The sequence below is a fragment of the Paenibacillus sp. EZ-K15 genome, from assembly GCF_002573715.1.
Taxonomy (GTDB): domain Bacteria; phylum Bacillota; class Bacilli; order Paenibacillales; family Paenibacillaceae; genus Paenibacillus_AQ.
This window is the reverse complement of the sequence record NZ_PDHM01000019.1, coordinates 51791-74510: the sequence shown is the minus strand read 5'-3', so window position 1 is coordinate 74510 and position 22720 is coordinate 51791. Positions and strand designations below refer to the sequence as shown.

The window sequence follows — 22720 nt, the reverse complement described above, 5'->3', positions numbered from 1 at the left end:
CCTGTTGTCATGATCTTCATGAGCCGGGGGAGTCCTTTTGCTATTTTTACCAAACGGAAATTAGGATGTAAAATAGAATGAGATTGCTAGGAACAAGAAGGATGGTGTTATGAAAATATACAGGCTGGATGAGCTGGAAGGTTCATGTTACATAGAGGTATTGCCGGGGCCTTACCGGAATCGGTGCTGGCACGAGGATTCGATCTATATGGATGAAGAGACTTTCGGTTACCTGGAAAGCGCTGTTGAAAAAGAATATGAACCGTACGACCACTATGCATTCAATGAATTGGATGCAGAAAGATGGAGGCGGATCGTGAACAGACTTGAAGAAACCCTGATTTTTTTGAAAGGCCGTCCCCAAGCGGAGGAGTTGAAGGAGCATATTGGCTTCATATTTACTTCGTCTGAAACGGATTTTATCGAGGCCCTGGAAGAGAATATGGATCAATTAATCCGGCTCATGCAGGAATTCGTGGACTGGATCGCGCTTCAACTGCAGAATCACAAGGTCATTAGCATATTAGGCATATAAATCAATCCAAGCGAAGAAGAACACCAGGTTCTTGAATGTGCCTTGGGAATCGTTTTAAGTAGAGATTATTTATAAATATAAATGGTATAGTTCTTCCTATGACTCTCTTATATGATGTAAGGAAGCCTTTAAAGAAATAGATTCTAATAGGAACGATTCACTCGCTTCACCTAACATGGGGATTACAGGTTCAAACTTTACGATCCTGTTTAGCCGCCAAGCTCGCAATAGACGGAAGCATCGTTAACTATAATTGAAAAGGTGATTGCTATGAAAAAAATAAGAAGATCCAAAATCGTTGAAGGTACAACCATACCGGGGGTGATTTGCAACGGAGGGCATTATTTTTATATTGATGTAGATATCTATGATGATGGCATGACAAATTGCTGGGAGCTTGTTGACCTTGAGGGCTTAAAAAACAAGATCGACTCCAACTGGCTGACGCCGGTCGTACCGATTGGCCAAAATCTGTCTATTCATGGGCTGGGTGAGTTCCGAGTTAAAGAAGCTAGCTGGAGATTTAATCAAGAAAGCTATTATGAGCACATTGAGCAGACCATTCGGCACTTGAATCCGGAATTCGTGAACATATATGAAATTTCAGAGCGGGAGCAGAAGCAACGGGAGGCGAGAAGAGTGGCCCACTCCCCCCGTCCCACTGATTTTTATGTAAAAAGCGAACTGTTCTACCAGACGGTGGAAGGTGACGGCTTCAACATTTTCATGAAATACGAAGGTGTGAACTATTTAGTTCATTTGAATGTTTACCAGGACGGTCAAGTCATGATCTACAACTTGCCTCAAGACGTCCAGTGCCATCTTGACGAAGCAAGCGCATGGTTTCAGGACGGGACTTTGTTTACTACCTTTGATAGGGAATTGCCTATTCGCATGGAGGGACTTGGCGAGGTTACATTGTCTGAGCCGCTGTATGCGGCAGAGATCGAGGAGAAACATAAGGAATTCATGGATCTTCACAAGAAACTGAATGGAGAGAAAACAGCGCTAGAAGAATGCAGGGATGCTTATTATTTATATTTAGAAAATCCCATCGAGTTTTACAGAGAAAAACTTAGAGAGAAATATGAACGAGTACCTGAGCATGAGAGAATGTACCTAGGCGATATGGATACTAAAGATTGGGATTACCAAAGAATCCTCTATCGACCGGATGAGAAAAGAGAAGTGTAATGATACTGCTATAGAGGGCCATAATAAGATAATACATAATGAATGGAGAGTTTTATCCTATGTATAGTTTGTACGGAGAGCTGTGTACGGAAGTGTATGATCTGAGTAAACCATTAGGTTTTTCGTTTGGTGACGTGGAGTATTATTTAGAACGTCTGAAGGACGTAAAAGGAAAGGTGCTGGAAGTCGGCTGTGGATCAGGCAGGGTGTTAATTCCGCTGCTTCAAGCGGGGGTCGATATAGAGGGCGTGGATAATTCAGCAGCCATGCTGGATTCTTGCAGAAGACGAGTCGAGGATTTGGGCCTAGCAACTAAACTGTATGAAGACGAGATGCATAACTTTGCATTGACCGATTCGTATGAGGCCATTATCATTCCCGCCGGATCTTTCCAATTAGTGGAGGGTCGGGAGCAGGCAGTCGCGGCACTGCAACATTTTTATTCTCATTTGATACCTGGTGGCAGACTGATTTTGGATTTGTTTATTCCTACTGATATAGAAGCCAATCATGCCTCTACTAGGAGCTGGGAAACTTCTGATAATGAAGTGATCATTCTGGAAGAAAGAAACACGGAAATTAATCTGCTGGAGCAGAAAATCGTGTCAATTATGAAATATGAAAAGTGGAAGGAAGGCAATCTGATTCAGACCGAGCTGCAACGGTTTCCTCTAAGTTGGTATGGATATCACGAATTTGAACTCATGCTAGAGAAGCAGGGATATGAGGAGATCACGAAGTCGGCTGACTATGCATGGTTGAATAAACCTGTTAAAGCAGATCAGATGATTACATTCGAGGCTAGAAAAGCTTCGATAGGGCGCTAGTAGAACTAGTGCCCTTAGGGGGTTTATCCATAGGTGTGGCGGGAACCCTGTGCAGGGATTAAATAGAATCAGTGAGGTGATTGCATGCCGTATGACGCAGACTTAACCTCCGAGGATGTGGATCGATTACTCCAATACCTCGAATATTTCCAAGATCCCGGGTCCGTTTTTTACTATGAAGTTAATGGATACATGCGCGAGAGTCAGGAAATCGGAAGTTTTCGTAAAGCGTTAGATGATGTCGGCTTCTTAATGGTATTTAACTGGAGCGACTGGTTAATGGAGAACGAGATCTATAGGAACTTAGATAACAATATGGATAGCAGCATCATGAACGCCGATCTGGAAACCCTTAGAAAATTAATGACCAGTTATATTCGCGGGGATCGATTTAACGAAGGGTTATTTATCAGCGTATGTATGAAAGGGCATGCAGCTCATATTTTGTTAAGACTGAGAGAATTAAAGGGTACGTTATCATGATCATTCGCCTACTTGTCATCGTCGTCCGGATGAAGATGCGCTCTCATTCTTTGAGTCGTGTGAATGGCCTATATATATCATTTCCAATATTGATACATCGGATGTGATGGCAGCCATAAGGTTTCACGAATTAAAGGTTACTGGCGTGATCAACCGTATGCAAGAAAGTTTTCATCTTGTAACATCGCTCTTTCGCTGTCGATAAAAATGGATCGGAGCATATAGAATCTGGTTAAGGAAAGGTAACAAAATGACCAAGAAATCCACTGTTTTTATATTGCTTCTTATTGTACTTATTTTAATTCTAATGACTTTCATTTTACTCCCAAAATCGAATGAAGCTACCACTCCTAATAACTCCGTTACTTTAACATTAGATGAACATACAGACTCTGTTATTTGGAAAGATCTTATTAAGCTCACGGTTGCACAACAAGATGGTCCCGACGGACATGTAAGCATTCGAAATCATTCGGAAATTACGAACAAAGAAAGTATACACCTGCCAATTGGTAAGGCTACATTGATTAGATTTCTACATGGTGGTTCGGCAGTTTATCCAGTTCCGGATAAAGTATTTTATTTGATATACATTCAGAAACCTGTTAGTGAAAAGTCGGAGGAATTAATAAGAACTTATTATATTGAAGGAGAAGTTATAGGCGACAGTGAAATAGAAGCCAAAGAAGAACTCATAAAATTAGCGCATTCTTGGAAGGTTGAGTAGGGAAATATGGTTATTTGTGTATGAATCGATACTATGGAAGAGATGAAAGGTACCCTTATGGAGATCTATGGAGAAAACGTAATCTTATCTAGAATCACTAGCCATGATCTGGATTTAATCTGCAGAATTGAATGCGATCGAGATCTATGGCATTTTGAAGAATCGGTTGAATCAGATGAACAAGTCGTTCGCAGCAAATATCTGGATAGAATCAATGAAGGAAACGAAACAACAACGTATGATTTTATAGTCAGTTTAGTTGATGACAAGATGCGAACTCCAATCGGACTTGCCCAAGTGTGGAGTTATATTGACTACAGGAAGAGTTGGGAATTGGGATTCGCGATTCTTCCGGATTATAGCGGTCAAGGGTACGGAAGTGAGGCAGCGAAGCTATTATTGAAGTTTGCATTCGAACAGTTGAAGGCCCATAAAGTGGTAGGCATGTGCAATTCCCAAAATACTCGTTCAGCAGCACTTATGGAGCATATCGGGATGACCAAAGAAGCTGTTTTTAAAGAAGAACTATTCTGGAATGGGAAATGGGCGGATCAGTTCTATTACTCCATTCTTGAAAAAGAGTTCTTTGAGGGAAAACAGTGTAGGTAAGAGTAGTTAAGCTGAGTCTAATATCATCCATGCGTTCCGCTCTTGATGCCAGATTAATGATTCGTTAATGCCATTGCAGCTTTATAATTTAATCATTACTTATGATGAGTCTGACCAGATATACAGTCAACCATCCATTGCCAGAGGGAAGACAAGCCACGCTCTGGATCATGGCATTCAAGGATATTATGAGGAAGATGATGTTGGTCAATCATTATGGTGGAGAAATAAAGGCTTAACGTATAGATTTGTATATTTTCTTAATGGAGGACAGCCTTAGTTAGATAAGCAAGAATTAATTCAGTCCGCTAACTCGGTTGAGCCGCCGCAACCTAATTGAACCCGTTAATAACACTGGGAATCCGAGCCATTTGGGTCAAACACATGAACAAAATGATGCCGGATTCATATACAACCCGGTTACATCATAAAGAATCTGACGGAATTAGAAATAATCATGTAATTATTATCGGAGAGGCAGGGCGATATCTGAGATATATGTCTTTCAGTTTATCGGACTTGGTCAAGTGAGGATCTATTTTTGACATATAGGAACACTTGTACGCCGAGCAAAAGAAAGGTAAAATATAACTACAATTGAATCTTGGGTGGGCATGGTTTCCCTTCGAAAGGAGGTGAAGCCATGGAGGTAAAGGATGCATTAACGATTATGTTTCTATTTGGATGGTTCATTCTTGCTCTTTTAACATACATTAATAATAATAACAAGAAAAAGTAAAAACCCACCCAAAGGTTACGCGCCGAAGGTGGGTTTTTGTTCCTGAATGACTTAGGAGGGAATAAACCATCCAAGCCAATTGTACTGACCAAGTGTTCACAGCACTTGGTCTTTATTACATATATAATATCATAAATCAAAATATGCATCAAAGGTTAGGACAAGAGAATGCATATAAAAATCGAAATTACGATATGGCTGTTAACGAGAAGGGATATATCGCATCGGAGAAGAAAAAGTATAAAACCGATCTGATGATATTCGATCACTTGTATACCTAGTTGATTCATGGGGCAGATCAAGACTCGGTGGAAATCTGGTCAAGCGATAACATCATTAAAAATCGGTAGAAGGCTTGCTTCCGGACCTTTCGGATTCGGTCCTTATGGGAGATGTACAGCTCCCGGACGGGAACTTCATGATGATCGTACAAGAATTGAACAATCATATCGGAGGGAGAGAGAACATGATACAATCCATTGTCCATATCGCCTTAGTCGTGAAGGACTATGATGAGGCCATCGCATTTTATACCGAGAAGCTGAATTTCACCTTGATTGAAGATACATACCAGCCTGAACAAGATAAGCGTTGGGTGGTCGTAGCACCTCCCGGCTCGGTTGGCACGACGATATTGCTTGCCAAGGCGTCCAAGCCGGAGCAAGAACCATTTATAGGCAACCAGTCGGGCGGCAGGGTGTTCCTATTCTTGAATACGGATGATTTCTGGAGAGATTATCGTGAAATGGTATCGCGGGGGATCGAGTTTGTAAGAGAGCCCAAAGAAGCGGATTACGGTATGGTGGCGGTATTCAAGGATTTATACGGCAATCTGTGGGATTTGCTGGAGTTGAAGGAAGATCATCCATTGATGAAACGAACGAAGTAATCGGTATATCATATCGATCGTATATTCAAGTAACTACAAGGAGGAAGCAGCAGATGTCTAAAATTCTCAATGTGATTGTCATTGCAGCGCATCCGGATGAACCTGAAATCTATGCTGGCGCGATCTCGGCAGCTTACGCAGAGATGGGTCATCGGGTGAAGTTCGTAACGTTAACCGATGGATGCTGTGGTCATTATGAAATGAGTGGGCAGCAGCTGGTCGAACGTCGGATTCAAGAAGCGCATGAGGCAGCAAAACGTCTTGGGGTACTGGAATACGTCGTCCTGCCCATTCCCGATGGCGAATTGATGCCAACGCCCGAAGTACGCAAGGAAGTGATCCGTCAAATTCGTGGCTGGGAGGCTGATATCGTCATTACGTTCCATCCGGACGGTCCCGGTCATGTGGATAACCGCAATGTCGGGAAGGTAGTGCGGGATGCGGCAGATTTTGTTGCGAACGTACCGAATGCCGTCCCTGAAGTGCCGTCATTGAAGAAATCGCCGATATTTCTGCTGATGCCGGATTATGCGGCACGGGCGACGTATCAATCGGATATTGTCTTCGATGCAGGAAGCGTCATCGAGAAGAAATTGCTGGCCTGTGATGCCCACGCTTCCCAATTCTATGAGTTTGCACCTTGGCAGGGCGGTTTCTTGGATGCGGTACCGAATACCTGGGAAGAGAAGCGGGACTTTATTCTGAAGTATTGGGATCGGTTCTTGAGCGTCTCGGACGAAATGCTGCCTTCACTTGCGAAGCAATATGGCCAAGGCCATGCAGCCAGCGTACAATATGCAGAGCCTTTCGAAATTGCTGATTATGGCAGAAGACCGAATGAAGCTGAAATGAAGATTTTGTTCCCGATGTTAACGGGTACTCATGTGTAATCTTTTCGTGATTAGATCAGAAATAAACAGAGCGGATTCCTTTCTCAGGGAAATCCGCTTTCTTTTATGATCCGAAAAATATGCTTACACCTTCTCCAATGGTGATTCTACAACCGGACAGAACTCGGGATTCGTCGAACTTAAGCGTTCGGCAAATTGCGGCTGGAGCTTGGCAAGCTCCGTATAATAACTTCCGATCACATGATTGCCGCTCACCGACCCATTCTGGAAGGTCAAGGGCCATTGGGTATGCACATGGCTATAATAGTATTTCTTCTCTCGTTTTGGCATCTTGTAGATATGAGGCGGGGCGTGCGTTACGACGTCGAACAGGTTCGCGATGCGGCAGCTGCTTCGAACATATTTGGCAAAGGCCTTGGCAAAATCGGGATCGCCCACACGAGGGGACCCATAGGTAAATACATAAGGGGATTGGTGGTCCGTGTTGGCGGCTGCATCGACTGCGCATAAGGTTGCGAGCGCTCCTCCAAGGCTGTGGCCGGTAATGAACAGTGTCTTGTGGGTAGGAAGTTGGTTAAGTGCCGACATAATCTGGCCGCGAGCAGAGGCGTAGATGTTAGTGAAACCGCGGTGTGTGAGAGAAGAGTCCTTAATATATTTGAAGTTTTTTTGGGAGGCGATGGCATCTGAGATCCAGTTTGTCGTTGAACTGGTGCCCCGAAAGGCGATAATAATTTCATCCGGTGATTCTAGAATAAACCCAAAGCGCTCGGACACGCTGATTAAGGAGTTCGCCTCAATGGTGTCATAAAGCGAATAATTTAGCGGAAGGACAAATGAGCCGTCCGTATTGGTGAATTGTGTATAGGTCTGTCCGCAGATCGCTGCCAAGAAAATGGCCCATTGTTCTCGTTCTATGCTCGTACCCATGCACATCCCGCCCTTCTGTTCTCCTACACTATATTAGGGTGTGGAAGGAAAGGTGCCTATACGCCTAAGAATGGCGAATCTGCCATCAAGCTCAAGCTTATACACGGGATTTTATCATCAGAAGGTTTGGGTAGAACCAAGTTATATGGTACGATTCAATAGACGTTCTTGGTCGACCGGTGCATATGAGCATGCACATCATCAGAGTGTACTTTAATGATACAGAGAGCAGGGTTATATAGAATGACGGACAATATTCAACAACGCTTCCGTTACAGTGAAGCACCCATTTGGGAACTACAGCGGAATTATTACGAAGAACTGGGGATGAAAGCCTGGAATAATGATCAGGTTCCGCAGTATATTACGAGCAACCCTATGATTGCTACAGCTTACGCCGAAATTATATTCGGATTCCTTCGGGACCGCGCCGATCAAGGTGATCTCACCGAAACTGTAACAATTCTGGAATTGGGAGCCGGAGCCGGGCGCCTCGGTTATCATGTGCTGCACAAGCTGTGCGAGCTGAGAGATTTTGCGGGTATAGCACTGCCCCCTTTCCGCTATGTCATGACCGATCTGCCGATTAAAAATGTTACAGCATGGAATCAACATCCTGCCATGCAATCCTATATTGAGCAGGGACTGCTGGACTTCGCGAGGTTCGATGCCGTGCATGACACAGAATTGAACCTGGTAGTATCGAAGACAACGATACGTCCTGGAGATCTGAAGCAGCCGCTGCTGGTTGTCGCTAACTACTTTTTTGACGGCATTCCGCAAGAACTTATCTATGTGGGGGAAGGCAAGATTTATGAGAGCGATGTTGTCATCGAATTTCCGGAGCAGCACAACAAGCTCAAGCCAGCTGAAGTACTGGAACGAATGAAACTGGCATACGAGCACCGCCGTGCACCCAGATTCGAGGAGGACACCTACCCGTACCGCGATGTGATTGCCCACTACCAGCAAGAGCTGGAGGATTCGCATATCCTGTTTCCAGAGGTGGGTTTGACCTGCATGGAGCGTCTGAATCAGTTATCAACGTCGGGTTTCATGCTTCTCACAGCGGATAAAGGAGATCATCATATCGATAATTGGAAGTTCGCCGAACCGCCGCAATTAATTTTCCATGGCAGCTTCTCTTTAACAGCAAATTATCATGCGTTTCAGCATGTGTTTGAGCAAAGGGGCGCAGAGGCGATTTTCCCCACGCAGCATTATAAAAATATTAACGTTGGCTGTATCCTCATGCTGGAAGCACCGACGAGTTATGCCAATACTCGGATCGCTTACCGCCAATTTATCGAACGCTTCGGACCGGATGAATTCTTCAGTATGAAGGAATGGATCGACCGGAATATTGAGAGCATGGGTATGCAGCAAATTTTGTCTTTTTGGCGTTTGGGCGGATATGACGCCGAGTTCTTCATTCAAAGCGCGAAGCGCATCTCGAATCTGCTGCCGGATGCCAATGACGAAGAAATGCTGGATATCCGAACAGGCATATATAAGATGTGGTCATCGTACTATGTGATGGAACAGCGTTATGATCTGGCATTGGACGCGGGGCTGGTGCTGTTCGAGATGGATATGTACGAGGATGCGAGGTTCTTCCTGAAGGAATCCGTGGAGACGGATGAAGACGAGCCGGTGCCAACGGTTTTATATTGCTTGGCGATCTGCTGCTATGAGCTTGGTCTTGACGAGGAGGCTTTGGAATACACGCGTGAGGCGCTTGTTCTGGAACCCGATCATGAAGAGGCCTTGGCACTGTTGAAATGTTTTGAGTAAAACACGCATTTCTTAATGTTCGAAGGAAGTTACGTGTTTTTCTCAGAATTGCATAGAAACGACGCACGCGACCCGGCCTCTGAGATTACAATAAGGCTGGGTCGTTCTGTATTTTAAACCTGATCCACTTACGATTCCAATCGTACAGATGGCCCTGCGAAGATCGTAGTAGTGGAGTATAATGTATAAGGATATTTACGTAAGGATGCTGACAGAAAAACATACAATAATAGGTGAAAAACATGAGAATAGCTTTTTTTGATTCAGGTTTAGGCGGTTTAACGGTGTTATCGGCGGCTATGAAGGAGCTGCCACATGAAGACTTTTTGTTTTATGCGGACACCCTCCATGTGCCATATGGTACCAAAGCCAAGGAAGACGTGAAATCTTACATCCATCATGCGATGGAAACGATCATGAAGGAAGAAGTCAAAGCCATTGTCGTTGCATGCAACACGGCTACAAGCATGGCGATCTCCGATCTGAGAAAGGCTTATCCGATCCCGGTTATCGGGATGGAGCCGGCCGTAAAACCGGCCGTCGAAATCAATCGTTCCAGCGGGAAGCGAATCCTGGTGCTTGCCACGCCGCTGACCTTAAAGGAATCGAAGTACAGGGATCTGGTTCGACGAGTCGATAGCATGCATATCGTGGACTCCCTGCCTCTGCCCGAGTTGGTAGAGCACTGTGAAGCATTGAATTTCGATCAAAAGGTCATGAATGCTTACTTTACCAAGCAATTCGAATCCTTCGATATGAATGAGTATGGAACCATCGTCTTGGGCTGTACCCACTATCCATTTTACAAAAGAATCTTATCCGATCTGCTGCCGGATCACATTCGCATGATAGATGGCAGTAAAGGAACCGTGAACAGGCTCATTCAGGTATTAAGTGACAAGGATCTGCTCAGCTCCAGCGGGCGTCAGGATGTTAAGCTATTAAATTCGTGCCACTCCATGGAGTACACAGAGAAGATGAAGAAGGCACTGAGCATTTATAGAGAAAGAGAAATAGAGAAGTAGGGTAACTGGAGTCTGCATGGATTTATGCGGCATTTCGATTGCTGCACAATAATTGGAGGGGGATAACCGGTGGAGATTCGCTTTCTATCCAATTTGGAATATGCCGTTTCCGGCTTGGCAGTCAACGATATTTTGAAACAAAGGTACTGCGTATTTGATTTGGAATCGACGGGAATCAACCATGAAACGGAACACATTACGCAGATGGGTTCCGTTATCATTGAGAGTGGTATCGTTCAGGAATCCCAAACTTTCAACTCGTATGTTCAGCCTCTAAAACCCATCCCTGAAGCTGTTGAGCGTTTTACCGGAATTTATAACCTATATGTAGAGCGTGCTCCGAGATTTAACGAGGTTTATAGCGGCTTTATCGACTTTATCAAGGACAGCATATTGGTGACACAGGCAGGCTATGAATTTGACTTGCCTTTATTGCGGAATGAATGCAAGAGATTCAACCTTCCCATGATGAATATATGCTGTTTGGATACAAAAGCTCTATTCACTTACTTACATCCAGATATCGATTGCATCATATCAACTGATTATTTGATTAAGTACTATAAGATAGATGATCGGGATCTTAAGCGACATGATGCGCTCGGTGACAGTATATTGATCGGGCGAATTTTTTTAAGCATATTGGAAGAGTTCCAGGCAAGGAATCTGCATGATATTCATTTCAAGGACGAGGTCGTGGTCAAAAGGTTCCAGATATAAGGAGCGTCATGAGAGGAAGTGAGTGATATATATGTATATGATCTCGGCCGTCTTGTATTTCCTCACGCATCACCCGATCTGGTCATTTTTGATAATCTTATTCTTCAGCTTTGCCATGGGTATCCTCCTATCGATATGGCGTAACCATGGAAAGTGGTTTTTTATCTTGCCGATTTTAGGCTTTCTGGCAGCAATGTTCAACATCTTCTTCACGCATCACCTAAATGCATTATTTCTTAACGCCGTTGGCACGGAAGGGACTGCAGTCGTTGTTTATGCAGAGGAAACAAACTCCCTGTACAATGATCAATATGTTTGGGAGTACGAAGCAGTCCTTAAAACCTCCGAGGGGCAAGATGTGGTGACGAATTTTACTACCATGTCTGCCAGCATCTATCCACTGCGCAATGCCATTCTTATTCCGCCCAAGGGTGAAGTTTTCGTTGCCAAATATGTTCCAGGTTTCGAGGGTAATATCCTCATCATGAGCGACAAGTCAGATTATGGGAAGAAGTGGGTACTCAATAAAGACCTGAAACCAGTTGCAAAAGCCGAAGCCCAGCTTGCAACAAGCCCCACCAATCCGGCATTCATTTCAGAATACCGCTTGGCACTTCAGGCGTTCATCGAAAAGCACCGTGATGGGCCCGATCCAGATCTAATACGTCAGTACAGGCAAAAACTCGAGGCGCTTGAGGCGATGGAACGCGAGCGGCAGCCTTAGCATATGGAAGGATTCTAGCCATTTTCATCATCTTCAGTGCAGCGCTTGTGCTGCATAAATGGACGGGAAACGAGAGCAAAATAGAGTGATTCAGCAGGCTGTTGGCGATCGGAGCCTTGTAGTGACATCTATCTTGCATTCATTAGTTTACTCGTTTCCTAAATTCGTCGGTAAAGTACAATTACATATAATTTCTCCATATCCTGTCAGGCTTGGTTGTAGCATAATAGCCGATATACGTTTAATTATGAAACGCTTGTGTTTGGCAGGCAAGGAGGTTGCAAGATGAAAGAACAAGAGGATATCATTAAAAGATCCTGGGATGAATGGTCAGATTCGTGGTATGTAGGATATCGGACCGAAGAGGTCATAGCCAACATCATCAAACAACCGGAATCCGCATTTCACCCTACAGCGCTTCCTCAGTGGCTATCGATTTATGCAACGAAATAAAATAATAAGACGACGTTTGATCCGACCTAAGAAGAGCATGATCTAAAGGACGGGTTATGTCGTTTGAAGGGGACTTTTTATGAGCGATCTGTTCCAAAAACTAGTTTCGTATACTCAAGCCTCTCAGGAAAAGTATGGTGCTTCTGCCTCCGCTTTGTTCATCATTCAAGATGGTCATGTCGCAACGGAATGGTATTCTGGACAGCATCATTTTAAGAGTGGTGCATTGCCGGTAACACGGGATTCGATGTTTAATCTATATTCCATCAGAAAGTCACACGTTGGCATGGCAACGGCCATTGCGGTTACAGAAGGGAGCATCTCCATCGATACGGTTGTCTCTGATATCGTTAAGGATATGCCAACAAGCGATTTAAAAGGAGTGACCATCCGCGATTTAGCAACCAAAATCAATGCCAAATACTTTAATGAAACATTTTACGATTGTTTGGGGTTATATTTCCATGAAAAAGATTAAGCTTGGCATGATCGGCAGCGGTCATGTCAGCAATCGTTATTTTGAACAGGCGGCAATGCTTGAAGATGTGCAGATTGTAGCAACATACTCCAGACATTTGGAGAATGCGGAGAAGAAGGCAGCGGCATATGGAATTCCGGGGTGGTATGACGATTATCGACTCATGCTGGAACGAGAAGATTTAGATGGTGTAGTGGTTACGACTCCTCATTCCATGCATGCTGAGCCCGTGTTGGCTGCGCTGGAACGGGGATTGCCTGTTCTGAACGAGAAACCGATGGCGACCACATTTGAAGACTGTAAGCGTATGGTTACGCTGGCAGAGGAGAAGGGGCTGATTTTCATGAGCCTGCCTTTTGACTTGAACCCCATCTTTCTAGCTGCTGCCGATTTCATTGATGAGCGATACATTGGAAAAATCACAGGTGCGGAAGCACAACTCTCCCTTCCCGGTCCATGGCGCGATAACTGGTATTATGATAAATCTGTAGCGCATGGGGGTGCGGTACTGGATTGCCTGGCTTATCCTGTTAGCCGTCTGATCGGTTTGTTAGGCCCCGCTACAAGTGTGATGGCTGAAGTCAACACGCTGATTCCCAATCGCATCGTTGGCGATGGTAAGAAGGTGAACAGCGATGTGGATGATAATGCCACCCTTATCCTTCAGTTTGCAGGTGGGCAGCATGCCGTTATTCGCTCGTTATGGGGAATGTCCTTCAAGCAGAATAATACGCTGATCTACGGACGAAAAGGCACTATAGCTATGAATGACGGTGGATATCCTTTGGTAGTTCACACATTGGGAGACGCTGTTCTAGATGCGGAGCCAGTTAATTGGCGGGGGAATGATAACTGTTATGTGCCGTATCGTCAAATTGCGGAACAACGTGATGAGAGTGTTATTGCCCATTTTGTTCGCTGCCTACGTACGGGTGAACATCCCGTCCAGTCTGCGCAACAGCAGCTGCACGTGCACGAGATTCTGTTCGGTGCCTATCAATCCGCGGAGTCCGGTGGGCGGTACGCATTGACGACAACTTTTACGCCAGCGGTAAAATTGGACCCGCACATATGGGATACTCGTAGCCGTTTTGTGTAGAAGGAATTAAAGGCTCCTCATTCAGATACATATTCCTGTTGCAAGAAAGGACCGGAGAATTGAAATTAAAGTTATTATTCATTCTAATGTTAGTTATCCTTGTTGGTTGTAATAAAGAGGATGATGGGGTCGTCGTCATAGAAACTTATAAAGAACAGCATATTAAATATTTAGATGATTACGGATGGAGCATTGATAGATTTGGGTCCGAAACAAAATACGCTGCTCATACTTTACAATCCTTTAAGTCGCATGTGAAAGATATTAAAGAATTGGGTCATGTGGACTTGACACCATTTTTGGATAAAGAGGTTATCGAAACAGGATATATTCTGCAAGAAAAAACAATGACGTACAATCAGATTGTTGGATATATACTGGAGTCAGGCAATGAAATCATTGGAGGGTATTTGGTATTTAATCATGAGGCAGAACAAGCTGATGGAACATTGCACATCGATCAAAGTAATATGAATCCTATTCTTCATCGCAAGGAGTTGGGTAGTGATCCGCCTTCGCATAGCAAGACGATGCGATCGGGATGATTTTTTATTTTCTTTGTTAGATAAACCGGGGACGTATGCGCAGGTGCATTTAACCTGGAAACATGAAGAGTCGACGGAATGGCCGAAGACCTTGATGTTTAGTAGTTTGGAAGAATGGGTTCGCATTTCGATGTTACCTGATAACAAGTATTTTTAAATGACTTAAAGGATGGGAGGATGTAGCTTTACATGATTATTTTCATCGTTTTCATTTTGTTAGTTGGCTTGGCCGGGATTATTAGCAATCAGTATTCTGCTCTGAGAAGGATGGAGCGCATGCAGCGATCACTGGATGAGCTTAACATAAGAATACAGGAGATGAATCATCATCCTAAACCGTGATATTGTTTTTAATGAGCGAGGATAGTCTTGCTAACCAGCAGAGAAGGAGTCTGGAGGAGCGTATTGGCCTTAATTCAGATCAATGTAGGAGTATGAGATGAACCCTTTTAAACATTCAAAAAAAGAAATCAGGACAAAGTTTGAGATCGATTTGCTGTACAAGGCACAAGCCAAAGAACCTATGAAACCACCACATCCTTGGAGTGATGAGGTTATCATTCCAGCTGCAGGGTGCATTGCGTGCGGATGGGATGCCGATGAGAACCTTGTTCTGATCAGCAGCTCCGGTTACAGCATTACACAGGCCAGGTCCGGGAACCGACTGTACAGAGACAGGGATCCTAATGTAACGGATGATCATATTAGCAATAACTACTTGAGTTTTCGTATTCCGCAGAACGGACAGGACATTTCTATATTTGGATTTGAGTCTGGCGATGGGATTCACATCACGCACGATGGTTGGATGCTTGAAGTTATTCACCCTTGGTGGCCAAGGGCTTCCGTCGTATTGGATCAGATATTTGTCCCTAACTATGAATATCTTAAACAAGCCGCGATGATCGATTTGAACCGGCTGGATGGAAAAATAAAGTGTGGGTTTTCGCCGTCTGGTCGACATTTCGTTATTCTGGGGTCCGGTGGAGCGCTCTTGTATTCGAGGGAATAGTAGATATATACCTACATAAGAGAGGTCGTTATATTAAGCAAGCGGACACGTTGCAGGACGGAGGAGAAATGGAATGTCTAGGCCCCCTATAACTTATGGCATGTACACAATGTGCCTGATCCGGAAAGATGATAAAGTGTTATTAATCAATCGCCCGGACAAGCTGGGTTTTCCCGGTTTTCTTGGTCCAGGGGGGAAAGTGGAGTTTCCTGAGAGTATTTCAGAAGGTGCTGTGCGTGAGGTTTTTGAGGAGACCGGATTGATTGTAACCAACTTGAAATATAAGGGACTGGATGAATATGTCGTACCCAAGACGAACTATCGCTACATGGTGTTTAATTATATAGCTGACTCTTTTGAAGGGGAGCTGTTAGCGGATCCTCCAGAAGGAGAGCTGGTTTGGGTACCGATACGTGAAGTAATGGATCTGCCCATGCAGCCTTGGTTCAAGCGAAGATTTCCATTGTTTTTTGAAGAAGGGACTTTTGAAATATCCATTGTGTGGGATGAAGATGAGCAGAAGCCAATCGAAGAAAAGATTCGAAGCTTAACATAAGAGCAACCGATCCAGAAGGGGGAATCGTTTTAAATGATCAAATACAATATTTGTTTTGTTCGGCGCGGTGATGAGGTTTTATTGTTGAATCGTCAATCCCCGCCCTGGATGGGGTGCTGGAATGGCGTGGGAGGCAAGCTGGAGGCGAACGAAACCCCGCGAGATTCGATGTTACGTGAACTGGAGGAAGAGACACATATACAAGACTACAGTCTAACCTTTAAAGGCGTAGTGACTTGGTCTGTCGACGGTTCTGTTACGGGTGGGATGTATTTATATCTAGCAGACGTCCCTGAGGATTACACCTACCATACTCCGATCGCGACAGCTGAAGGAATATTGGATTGGAAACCCGTCAAATGGATAACGGACGATGCGAATGCTGGAATTGCAGCTAATATACCGGGCTCGCTTGAACTCATCTTATCTGATCCGAATTGCTATGATCATCGATGTACATATCAGGAGGGTAAGCTCGTCGAACAAACACCACTTCAGATCAGTGCCTCGATTGAAACAGATGAAGCGATGAGAGAGGCGTTGTTGAATCAATATCGGGGAGAGGGAGTTGCGATTTAATCTCATTAGAACAAACATACTCAAACACCGCATGATCCGACTTAGATGGAAATATCTTAGGCCGGGTCTTGTTTTCATTATGAGGAGCTCTTGGAAGCTCACTGGTAGAGTGAAATAGAAATCCTGAGGGTGTTGAATGGAATGAAGTAGACAATGAGAACTTTTTAGATGATGCTATTACCGTTTAAAGGAGATGCTGCCTTGACAGCCATGGACAGGCTTTGTGCCCAATTGCAATCTGCTGCAGCGAATTTCGGCCTCACTGAAGTTATGCCGAAGATCTTAAGCCGTGGGGGAAATATCATCATTCACTTGGCCCCTCATCCAATCGTTGCGCGAGTTGCTGCGTTTACCCCCGAATCGGATTCCCATATAGGCAAGAAACTTGAACAAGAACTGCGCGTAGCTTCCCATCTCCACGAGAAGGGAGTTCCAGTGCTGCTGCCTGTGCATTTCTTGCAAGAAGGACCATTTGAGCTGGATGGGCGCTGGATGACATTCTGGGAGTACGTTCCTCAAACAGCACTCCCATTTCCTTCACCGAGCGAAGCGGTCAACATAGTAAATAAATTGACCCTTGCCATGGGGCAATATACTGGAGAACTCCCAATTCTGGGTGTATGGGATAGGATTCAACAATCGGTTACGCGATTAAGCGATCATCCAGATGATCGGATACAGCGATTAATCCACAAATTTTATGAAATAGATCAAGTGATGCGTTCAGAATCCCTGCAGCTATTTCCCAGCCACGGTGATGCGCATGCCCGCAATTTAATGACGAGCCCCAGGGGCTGGCTTTGGACGGATTTTGAAGATGTATCCTTGATGCCTCGTTACTGGGATCTGGCTTCATTTGTGGCAAACCTGGCTTTATTTAAAGGGGATCAGGAGCCAACGCTCCGGTTTATGATCAACCGTCCTGACATTGTGGCTGACCGGGAAGCTTTTGGATTTGCGCTGACTGCACGCATATTGATGTCTACATTAGGTAACTTCGATTACGCCGTTTCAGGTCATGGCGATATGGATTTCGCTTGTTCACAAGTGGAGCTTGCAGGGGACTTCATTCATCGTGTGGAACACATCATTAAGGGTCCTTAAGTCAGACGAAGCTTGGTTAAGGGGCCTGAAATCCTTAATAGGAGATTGATCAGCATAATGTGCAAATTTATTGGAAAGGCGTTAGTCCCCATATCCTTTGGACTCTTGCTGGCAGTGATCTGGCTGCCTCTCGGAATTATATTCTATATGAACCATCTGGCTGGCGGCTTTACTTTAAAATACATCTTGCACTTTTTACTCGGCTTGCCCCTAATTGCCGTTTTGATCGGGGTGATTTGCCTTCGAAAGAAATTGGGGTATCATATATTTTCCGTTTCCTTTCTATTGTTGACACTGTTGATTACTGTGCTTATGCCTATAATCGCAGAATCCTAATCATACTCATTGGCGCAGAAGCTTCAGGAGAGGTTTCAAGTGTGGAAAGTGTTGAGCTGCGCGTGGATCATATCGAAGTTATGAGCGAATAATACGAAGCCATCCGGAAGATTCGGGTGATCGATACGAAGAATGGTTCCGGAATAACGAGAGTTCGTATGAACCAATCGTATTTACATAAGTGAACCTCCTAATTGGAGGTTTTTTTGGTTCCTTCTTGGGCACAAATCATCTATTATAGGGGAAAGGAAAATTTTTCTATCTAGAATTGGGTTATAAATACTCGTATAAAAACATGCATTGTTCAAAGGAGGGGATGAGTGTTGAAGGACACCAGTATGGAGTTTTACGAAGGGCTTGCGGATACATATCACCTGATATTTAAGGATTGGCATGAGACGGTTCAATGGCAGGGTGTGTTCTTCAATCGATTTATTCGCTCGTTACACGCAGTGGAACACGAGGGTCCGATTCATCTTCTGGATGCATCTTGCGGAATAGGAACACAAGCACTGGGATTAGCGCAGCATGATTTTATTGTAACGGCTACAGATCTTAGTCCCAAATCCATTGAACGAGCCAAAAAGGAAGCAGACAAGTTTGGGGTTCATGTTCATTTTGGAGTCGCGGATTTCCGCTCACTGGAGCAAGATATCCCTGGGCAATTTGATGTTGTTCTGTCAGCTGACAATGCGATCCCCCATTTATTGTCTGATGAAGATTTAAGAGAGGCATGCCGCAATCTATATGCCAAACTTCGAAGCAACGGTTTGCTTGTATTGTCTATTCGGGACTATGACGAGATTCTGCAGAATCGACAGCGCTCCACGTTGCCCCGAGTTATGGATGAAGGAAAACGTATCGTTTTTCAAGTCTGGGATTGGGCTGAAGCTGGCAATCACTATATAACCAACCAATTTATTATGCAAGAGCTTGATGGGTCATGGAAGACTGAAGTCAACAGCACATCCTATAGAGCTTTATTGAGAACGGAATTAAGTGCAATATTGGAGGAAGCGGGATTCACCGATATCAGATGGCATATGCCTTCGGAATCGGGTTTCTATCAGCCGATCTTGACGGCAAGGAAATTATAATGAATTCCACCTGGGTAAAATGAGTTCCTTCAATTGCCCTAGTATATGAGGAGGAGTTATGGATGGCAAAATTAACAGGTCACGAACAAGTCGTGGAGTATCTTCACCATCTTGAGCATCCATTAAAGGCTGAAATTGAGGAAGTAAGAAGCTTCATATTAAGCGTCGATGATCAGATAACCGAGCAGATCAAATGGAATGCACCCAGCTTCTGCGTTCAGGGCGAAGACCGCATCACATTGAATTTACAAGGGAAAGGTTTCTTTCGCATCATTTTTCATTGTGGGCCAAAAGTTCAAACTCATGACATCAAGGGAGCCCTGCCTGAGGATACTCTATTGGAATGGGCCGCTAATGATCGGGCAATCGTAAAAATATTTAATGTAAACGATCTGGAGGAGAAGAAAGAACAATTAAAAGAAGTTATCGTTCGATGGATTGAAGCGACGAGTAAGGGTTAAGCAGGAAGTAAAATGGTTGTCGTTTAGCGCTATAAGATGCTTTTAAATGGAGGGGTGACTCAGTTGAATAAAGTGATAGATTATTATAATGCCTTCGATGAATGGGGGCGCTTGGATAGGGAGCCCATTGAATTTATCGTCAATCTGCATCATATCTTGAGTATGCTGCCTGAGAAAGGTCATGTGCTGGATAACGGTGCCGGACCAGGGAAGTATTCGATGGAATTAGCGAAGAACGGTTACGATGTGACCTTAACAGACCTTACGCCAAGATTAGTCGAGATTGCGGCTGCTAAAGCCGAAGAATCCAGGTTAACAGGCCAGTTCAAGGGGTTTCACCGTGCCAATGCCAACGATCTTAGCTTATTTCAAGATGAGTTGTTTGACGGTGCACTTATGATGGGACCGTTATACCATTTACAGACAGAATCGGATCGGTCTACGGCTGTCCGAGAATTGAATCGTGTTACCCGAGCAGGCGGTTATGTATTTGTGGCATTCATGACTCGAATTCGGCATCTGATAACATCATTATCATTTCCGGAACAATGGAAACCGAATGATAAAATCAGCAGCATTAAGGAATTTGTTAGGACCGGGATATTCAATCATAGCGATGAAGGAAGATTTACCGGTGCGTATTATTATAACTTGGAGGACATTAAGCCGTTCATGGAATCGCATGGCTTCGAGACGATTAAATTGATAGGTTCGTCAAGTATAGCAGGCTCCTTCAAGGCAGAGCAGTTCGATTATTGGCGGTCCAGTGGGGAAGAGGAATTCCAAGAAGTCATGAACCTGATCTACCGGGAAGCGGAGAACCCAAGCATTTTGGGGGTCTCATCTCATTTATTGTATATTGGGCAGAAACGATAAGGGCTATGAAGAAAGTAATCAGAAGAATGGTTGCAATGTTGGTATTGGTTCTCATCATTTTAGTAGTTACCTGCCCCAATGAGGCCGATTACAACAGATGGTTGTCGAAGGAATATGGAATTACGTGCGTAAACACAGGGATAGAAAATAAATGTAGTAAATCCGGGAAGGAAATCCGGTTTAAGTCAGGGCATAGAAAACATGCTGCCATTTATATGGGAGTCGAACAAATATATACGGAAGATAACAAGGATTATCAATTACGAGCGGTTGGTATTCTGAATACTTTTTTTAAATACTAGACTCTACACAAATAATAAAAATCGCAGGGAAACAGAGGATAATGATATACCATGAACAACATGATCGTTCAAGAAGTTACCGACCTGGGTGCAGTAGACATTACCGAGCTCTTAACTGAAAGCAAGGAAGAAGGATTCAGGAATATCCATAGGCTAGTGAATGAATATAAAGAGGGTATCAATACATTTCAGCTTGAAGATGAAGCCTTGTTTGAATGTCGAGTTGGTCATAGAGTCATCGGCATTTGCGGGTTAAATCGTGATCCGTATTCTGAAGGAAGCATCGGCAGGATCCGCAGACTGTATGTGTTAAAGGAATTTCGACGTCATGGAGCCGGGAGAAGGTTGGTTGAAGCGGTTATTCATCAGGCGAGCAGCCATTATACTAAACTCGTCTTGAAAACGGACAACCCCAAGGCAGCTGAATTCTATAAGAATCTAGGTTTTAAGGAAATTGCAGATGATGAACTAGTCACGCATAAACTGGAGTTATGATGGTATCGCTGATGCCCTGCATTGATCCTATAGAGAGCTGGGAAGTAAGAAAGGCTACCCTAAAGGCAGCCTTCCCTACCCCTCGTAGGCTTGCTGTAACGCATGCATGTCAATTTTTGATTTCGTCTGGAGTAAAGCCTTCATGACTCGTTCCGATTTTGCCAGATCGGGGTCGGTTATCATTTCGCTTAAGTTAGCCGGGACGATCTGCCACGATACGCCAAACTTGTCTTTCAACCAACCGCATACTTGTGCTCTCTCGTCACCGCCTTCAGCTAGCTTCTCCCAATAATAGTCCAGTTCTTCTTGTGTCTCGCAATGAACAATAAATGAAATGGCTTCGTTGAATTTGAAATGCGGACCGCCATTTAAGGCAACAAAATGTTGGCCTTCCAGCAGGAATTCCACAGTCATGATCGCACCTTCGGCAAACTCATGATTGTCATTCTTCTCTGCACCGTAGCGCGTGATACGCTCGATCTGCGAATTTTTAAAAATAGAGATGTAATGCTGGGTTGCTTCCTCGGCTTGGTGATCAAACCACAAGTTTGGCGAAATCTTCTGGACTCTATTCTTCATAATTTCAACTCCTTCATCACAGGAATAGTATGTAATGCAATCGTATCATGTCCTTCTTACCATGATTTCTTACCGATTGCGATTTATTCCTGCCACTTATGGGTTCGCATAACAATGCAGTTAGGAAATTGTGCGATGGTTGCAGGATAACGGAAGTCTCATGTGAAATCCATTAGGTATAGACGATGGAAGAAAACAATAGGCGACTGGGGTGACTAGTGATGATTGAGGTGCTATTGCGAGATGTGTTCGAAGATGATCTTGCCATATTTTTTGAGCAACAACGAGACCCGGAGGCAAACTACATGGCGGCTTTTACAGCGAAAGATCCTTCGGATAAGGCAGCTTTTGATGAGCATTGGGCCAAAATCTTAGGCGATGAGACCATCATCAAGAAAACCGTTTTATATGAGGGACAAGTAGCCGGGCAGATTTTATTCTTCGAACATATGGGTCAGCCCGAAGTCAGTTACTGGATAGGGCGCGAATTTTGGGGAAAAGGCATAGCGACAAGAGCTCTTTCGTCATTTCTCAGAGATATACAAACCCGTCCATTGTATGCACGCGCAGTTAAAGATCATATCGCCTCGATTCGGATTCTGGGAAAAAACGACTTCATCATCTGGGGGGAAGATAAGGGTTATGCCCATGCTCGTGGTGAAGAAGTGGAAGAATATATTATGAAGCTATCTTTTTAGAAT

Annotated in this window: 30 protein-coding genes; 28 read left to right on the top strand and 2 right to left on the bottom strand. The window is 44.2% G+C overall.

The window, feature by feature from the left end:
* Positions 1-109: 109 nt before the first annotated feature.
* From CRG97_RS22525 to CRG97_RS22480, 9 genes are all read left to right on the top strand, one after another.
* A complete protein-coding gene (locus CRG97_RS22525; protein WP_098747620.1) occupies positions 110-535 on the top strand; it encodes a hypothetical protein in 426 nt (141 codons plus the stop codon).
* A gap of 270 nt (positions 536-805) precedes the next feature.
* A complete protein-coding gene (locus CRG97_RS22520; protein ID WP_098747618.1) occupies positions 806-1729 on the top strand; it encodes a DUF7638 domain-containing protein in 924 nt (307 codons plus the stop codon).
* 59 nt (positions 1730-1788) lie between these two features.
* The gene (locus CRG97_RS22515; RefSeq protein ID WP_098747617.1) at positions 1789-2556 is read left to right on the top strand and encodes a class I SAM-dependent methyltransferase; all 768 of its coding nucleotides are present in this window, start codon (positions 1789-1791) and stop codon (positions 2554-2556) included.
* An 84-nt stretch (positions 2557-2640) separates the two neighbouring features.
* Positions 2641-3039 (top strand): DUF6508 domain-containing protein, encoded by a 399-nt coding sequence (locus tag CRG97_RS22510; RefSeq protein ID WP_098747614.1) that lies wholly within the window; start codon positions 2641-2643, stop codon positions 3037-3039.
* Positions 3040-3289: 250 nt separating this feature from the next.
* On the top strand, positions 3290-3766 hold the full coding sequence (locus CRG97_RS22500) for a hypothetical protein (RefSeq protein ID WP_098747611.1): 477 nt from the start codon (positions 3290-3292) through the stop codon (positions 3764-3766).
* A gap of 33 nt (positions 3767-3799) precedes the next feature.
* Entirely contained in the window at positions 3800-4375 is a 576-nt protein-coding gene (locus CRG97_RS22495) for a GNAT family N-acetyltransferase (protein ID WP_237566545.1), read from the top strand.
* Between the two features lie 643 nt (positions 4376-5018).
* A complete protein-coding gene (comI, locus tag CRG97_RS33855) occupies positions 5019-5114 on the top strand; it encodes a competence inhibitor ComI (RefSeq protein ID WP_237566544.1) in 96 nt (31 codons plus the stop codon).
* Between the two features lie 466 nt (positions 5115-5580).
* Positions 5581-6003, top strand: a complete 423-nt coding sequence (locus CRG97_RS22485; protein ID WP_071219842.1) for a VOC family protein — start codon at positions 5581-5583, stop codon at positions 6001-6003.
* 53 nt (positions 6004-6056) lie between these two features.
* Positions 6057-6893 carry a PIG-L deacetylase family protein gene (locus CRG97_RS22480; protein WP_098747604.1) on the top strand — a complete coding sequence of 279 codons (837 nt, stop codon included), beginning with the start codon at positions 6057-6059 and terminating at the stop codon, positions 6891-6893.
* 84 nt (positions 6894-6977) lie between these two features.
* Here CRG97_RS22480 and CRG97_RS22475 read toward each other — a convergent pair whose 3' ends face one another.
* The gene (locus CRG97_RS22475) at positions 6978-7784 is read right to left on the bottom strand and encodes a lipase family protein (protein ID WP_098747602.1); all 807 of its coding nucleotides are present in this window, start codon (positions 7782-7784) and stop codon (positions 6978-6980) included.
* A 243-nt stretch (positions 7785-8027) separates the two neighbouring features.
* On the opposite strand from CRG97_RS22475, the gene CRG97_RS22470 reads away from it, so the two are divergent.
* The 18 genes from CRG97_RS22470 to CRG97_RS22390 all read left to right on the top strand — a co-directional run bounded on the left by CRG97_RS22470 (position 8028) and on the right by CRG97_RS22390 (position 21440).
* On the top strand, positions 8028-9578 hold the full coding sequence (locus CRG97_RS22470; protein WP_098747600.1) for a tetratricopeptide repeat protein: 1551 nt from the start codon (positions 8028-8030) through the stop codon (positions 9576-9578).
* 242 nt (positions 9579-9820) lie between these two features.
* Positions 9821-10603 (top strand): glutamate racemase, encoded by a 783-nt coding sequence (gene murI / locus CRG97_RS22465; RefSeq protein WP_098747596.1) that lies wholly within the window; start codon positions 9821-9823, stop codon positions 10601-10603.
* A 69-nt stretch (positions 10604-10672) separates the two neighbouring features.
* Positions 10673-11323, top strand: a complete 651-nt coding sequence (locus tag CRG97_RS22460) for a 3'-5' exonuclease (protein ID WP_098747594.1) — start codon at positions 10673-10675, stop codon at positions 11321-11323.
* Positions 11324-11354: 31 nt separating this feature from the next.
* A complete protein-coding gene (locus CRG97_RS22455) occupies positions 11355-12047 on the top strand; it encodes an AtpZ/AtpI family protein (RefSeq protein WP_098747591.1) in 693 nt (230 codons plus the stop codon).
* A gap of 285 nt (positions 12048-12332) precedes the next feature.
* Entirely contained in the window at positions 12333-12500 is a 168-nt protein-coding gene (locus CRG97_RS33110) for a hypothetical protein (protein WP_161952963.1), read from the top strand.
* A 79-nt stretch (positions 12501-12579) separates the two neighbouring features.
* A complete protein-coding gene (locus tag CRG97_RS22450; protein ID WP_098747589.1) occupies positions 12580-12978 on the top strand; it encodes a serine hydrolase in 399 nt (132 codons plus the stop codon).
* Positions 12965-14077, top strand: coding sequence for a Gfo/Idh/MocA family protein (locus tag CRG97_RS22445; RefSeq protein WP_161952962.1), 1113 nt, complete (start codon positions 12965-12967; stop codon positions 14075-14077). Before CRG97_RS22450 ends, CRG97_RS22445 begins: the two co-directional genes overlap by 14 nt.
* A 59-nt stretch (positions 14078-14136) precedes the next feature.
* Complete coding sequence (locus CRG97_RS22440) at positions 14137-14622, top strand: DUF4830 domain-containing protein (protein ID WP_237566543.1); 486 nt, start codon at positions 14137-14139, stop codon at positions 14620-14622.
* Positions 14623-14811: 189 nt separating this feature from the next.
* A complete protein-coding gene (locus CRG97_RS33345) occupies positions 14812-14964 on the top strand; it encodes a hypothetical protein (RefSeq protein ID WP_202618986.1) in 153 nt (50 codons plus the stop codon).
* A 97-nt stretch (positions 14965-15061) separates the two neighbouring features.
* The gene (locus CRG97_RS22435) at positions 15062-15634 is read left to right on the top strand and encodes a hypothetical protein (protein ID WP_098747586.1); all 573 of its coding nucleotides are present in this window, start codon (positions 15062-15064) and stop codon (positions 15632-15634) included.
* 73 nt (positions 15635-15707) lie between these two features.
* A complete protein-coding gene (locus CRG97_RS22430) occupies positions 15708-16190 on the top strand; it encodes an NUDIX domain-containing protein (RefSeq protein ID WP_098747584.1) in 483 nt (160 codons plus the stop codon).
* Positions 16191-16223: 33 nt separating this feature from the next.
* Positions 16224-16769, top strand: a complete 546-nt coding sequence (locus CRG97_RS22425) for an NUDIX hydrolase (RefSeq protein ID WP_098747582.1) — start codon at positions 16224-16226, stop codon at positions 16767-16769.
* A 210-nt stretch (positions 16770-16979) separates the two neighbouring features.
* A complete protein-coding gene (locus CRG97_RS22420; protein ID WP_098747835.1) occupies positions 16980-17873 on the top strand; it encodes a phosphotransferase in 894 nt (297 codons plus the stop codon).
* A gap of 59 nt (positions 17874-17932) precedes the next feature.
* Positions 17933-18301, top strand: coding sequence for a hypothetical protein (locus CRG97_RS22415; RefSeq protein ID WP_153047511.1), 369 nt, complete (start codon positions 17933-17935; stop codon positions 18299-18301).
* A 231-nt stretch (positions 18302-18532) separates the two neighbouring features.
* Positions 18533-19306, top strand: coding sequence for a class I SAM-dependent methyltransferase (locus tag CRG97_RS22410; RefSeq protein WP_098747577.1), 774 nt, complete (start codon positions 18533-18535; stop codon positions 19304-19306).
* A gap of 62 nt (positions 19307-19368) precedes the next feature.
* Positions 19369-19767, top strand: a complete 399-nt coding sequence (locus CRG97_RS22405; RefSeq protein WP_098747574.1) for a DUF1801 domain-containing protein — start codon at positions 19369-19371, stop codon at positions 19765-19767.
* Between the two features lie 63 nt (positions 19768-19830).
* On the top strand, positions 19831-20643 hold the full coding sequence (locus CRG97_RS22400; RefSeq protein ID WP_098747572.1) for a class I SAM-dependent methyltransferase: 813 nt from the start codon (positions 19831-19833) through the stop codon (positions 20641-20643).
* A 353-nt stretch (positions 20644-20996) separates the two neighbouring features.
* The gene (locus CRG97_RS22390) at positions 20997-21440 is read left to right on the top strand and encodes a GNAT family N-acetyltransferase (RefSeq protein ID WP_237566542.1); all 444 of its coding nucleotides are present in this window, start codon (positions 20997-20999) and stop codon (positions 21438-21440) included.
* 75 nt (positions 21441-21515) lie between these two features.
* Here CRG97_RS22390 and CRG97_RS22385 read toward each other — a convergent pair whose 3' ends face one another.
* Complete coding sequence (locus CRG97_RS22385; protein ID WP_098747568.1) at positions 21516-22019, bottom strand: VOC family protein; 504 nt, start codon at positions 22017-22019, stop codon at positions 21516-21518.
* Between the two features lie 221 nt (positions 22020-22240).
* On the opposite strand from CRG97_RS22385, the gene CRG97_RS22380 reads away from it, so the two are divergent.
* A complete protein-coding gene (locus CRG97_RS22380; RefSeq protein ID WP_098747566.1) occupies positions 22241-22717 on the top strand; it encodes a GNAT family N-acetyltransferase in 477 nt (158 codons plus the stop codon).
* The last annotated feature ends 3 nt before the right edge of the window (positions 22718-22720 follow it).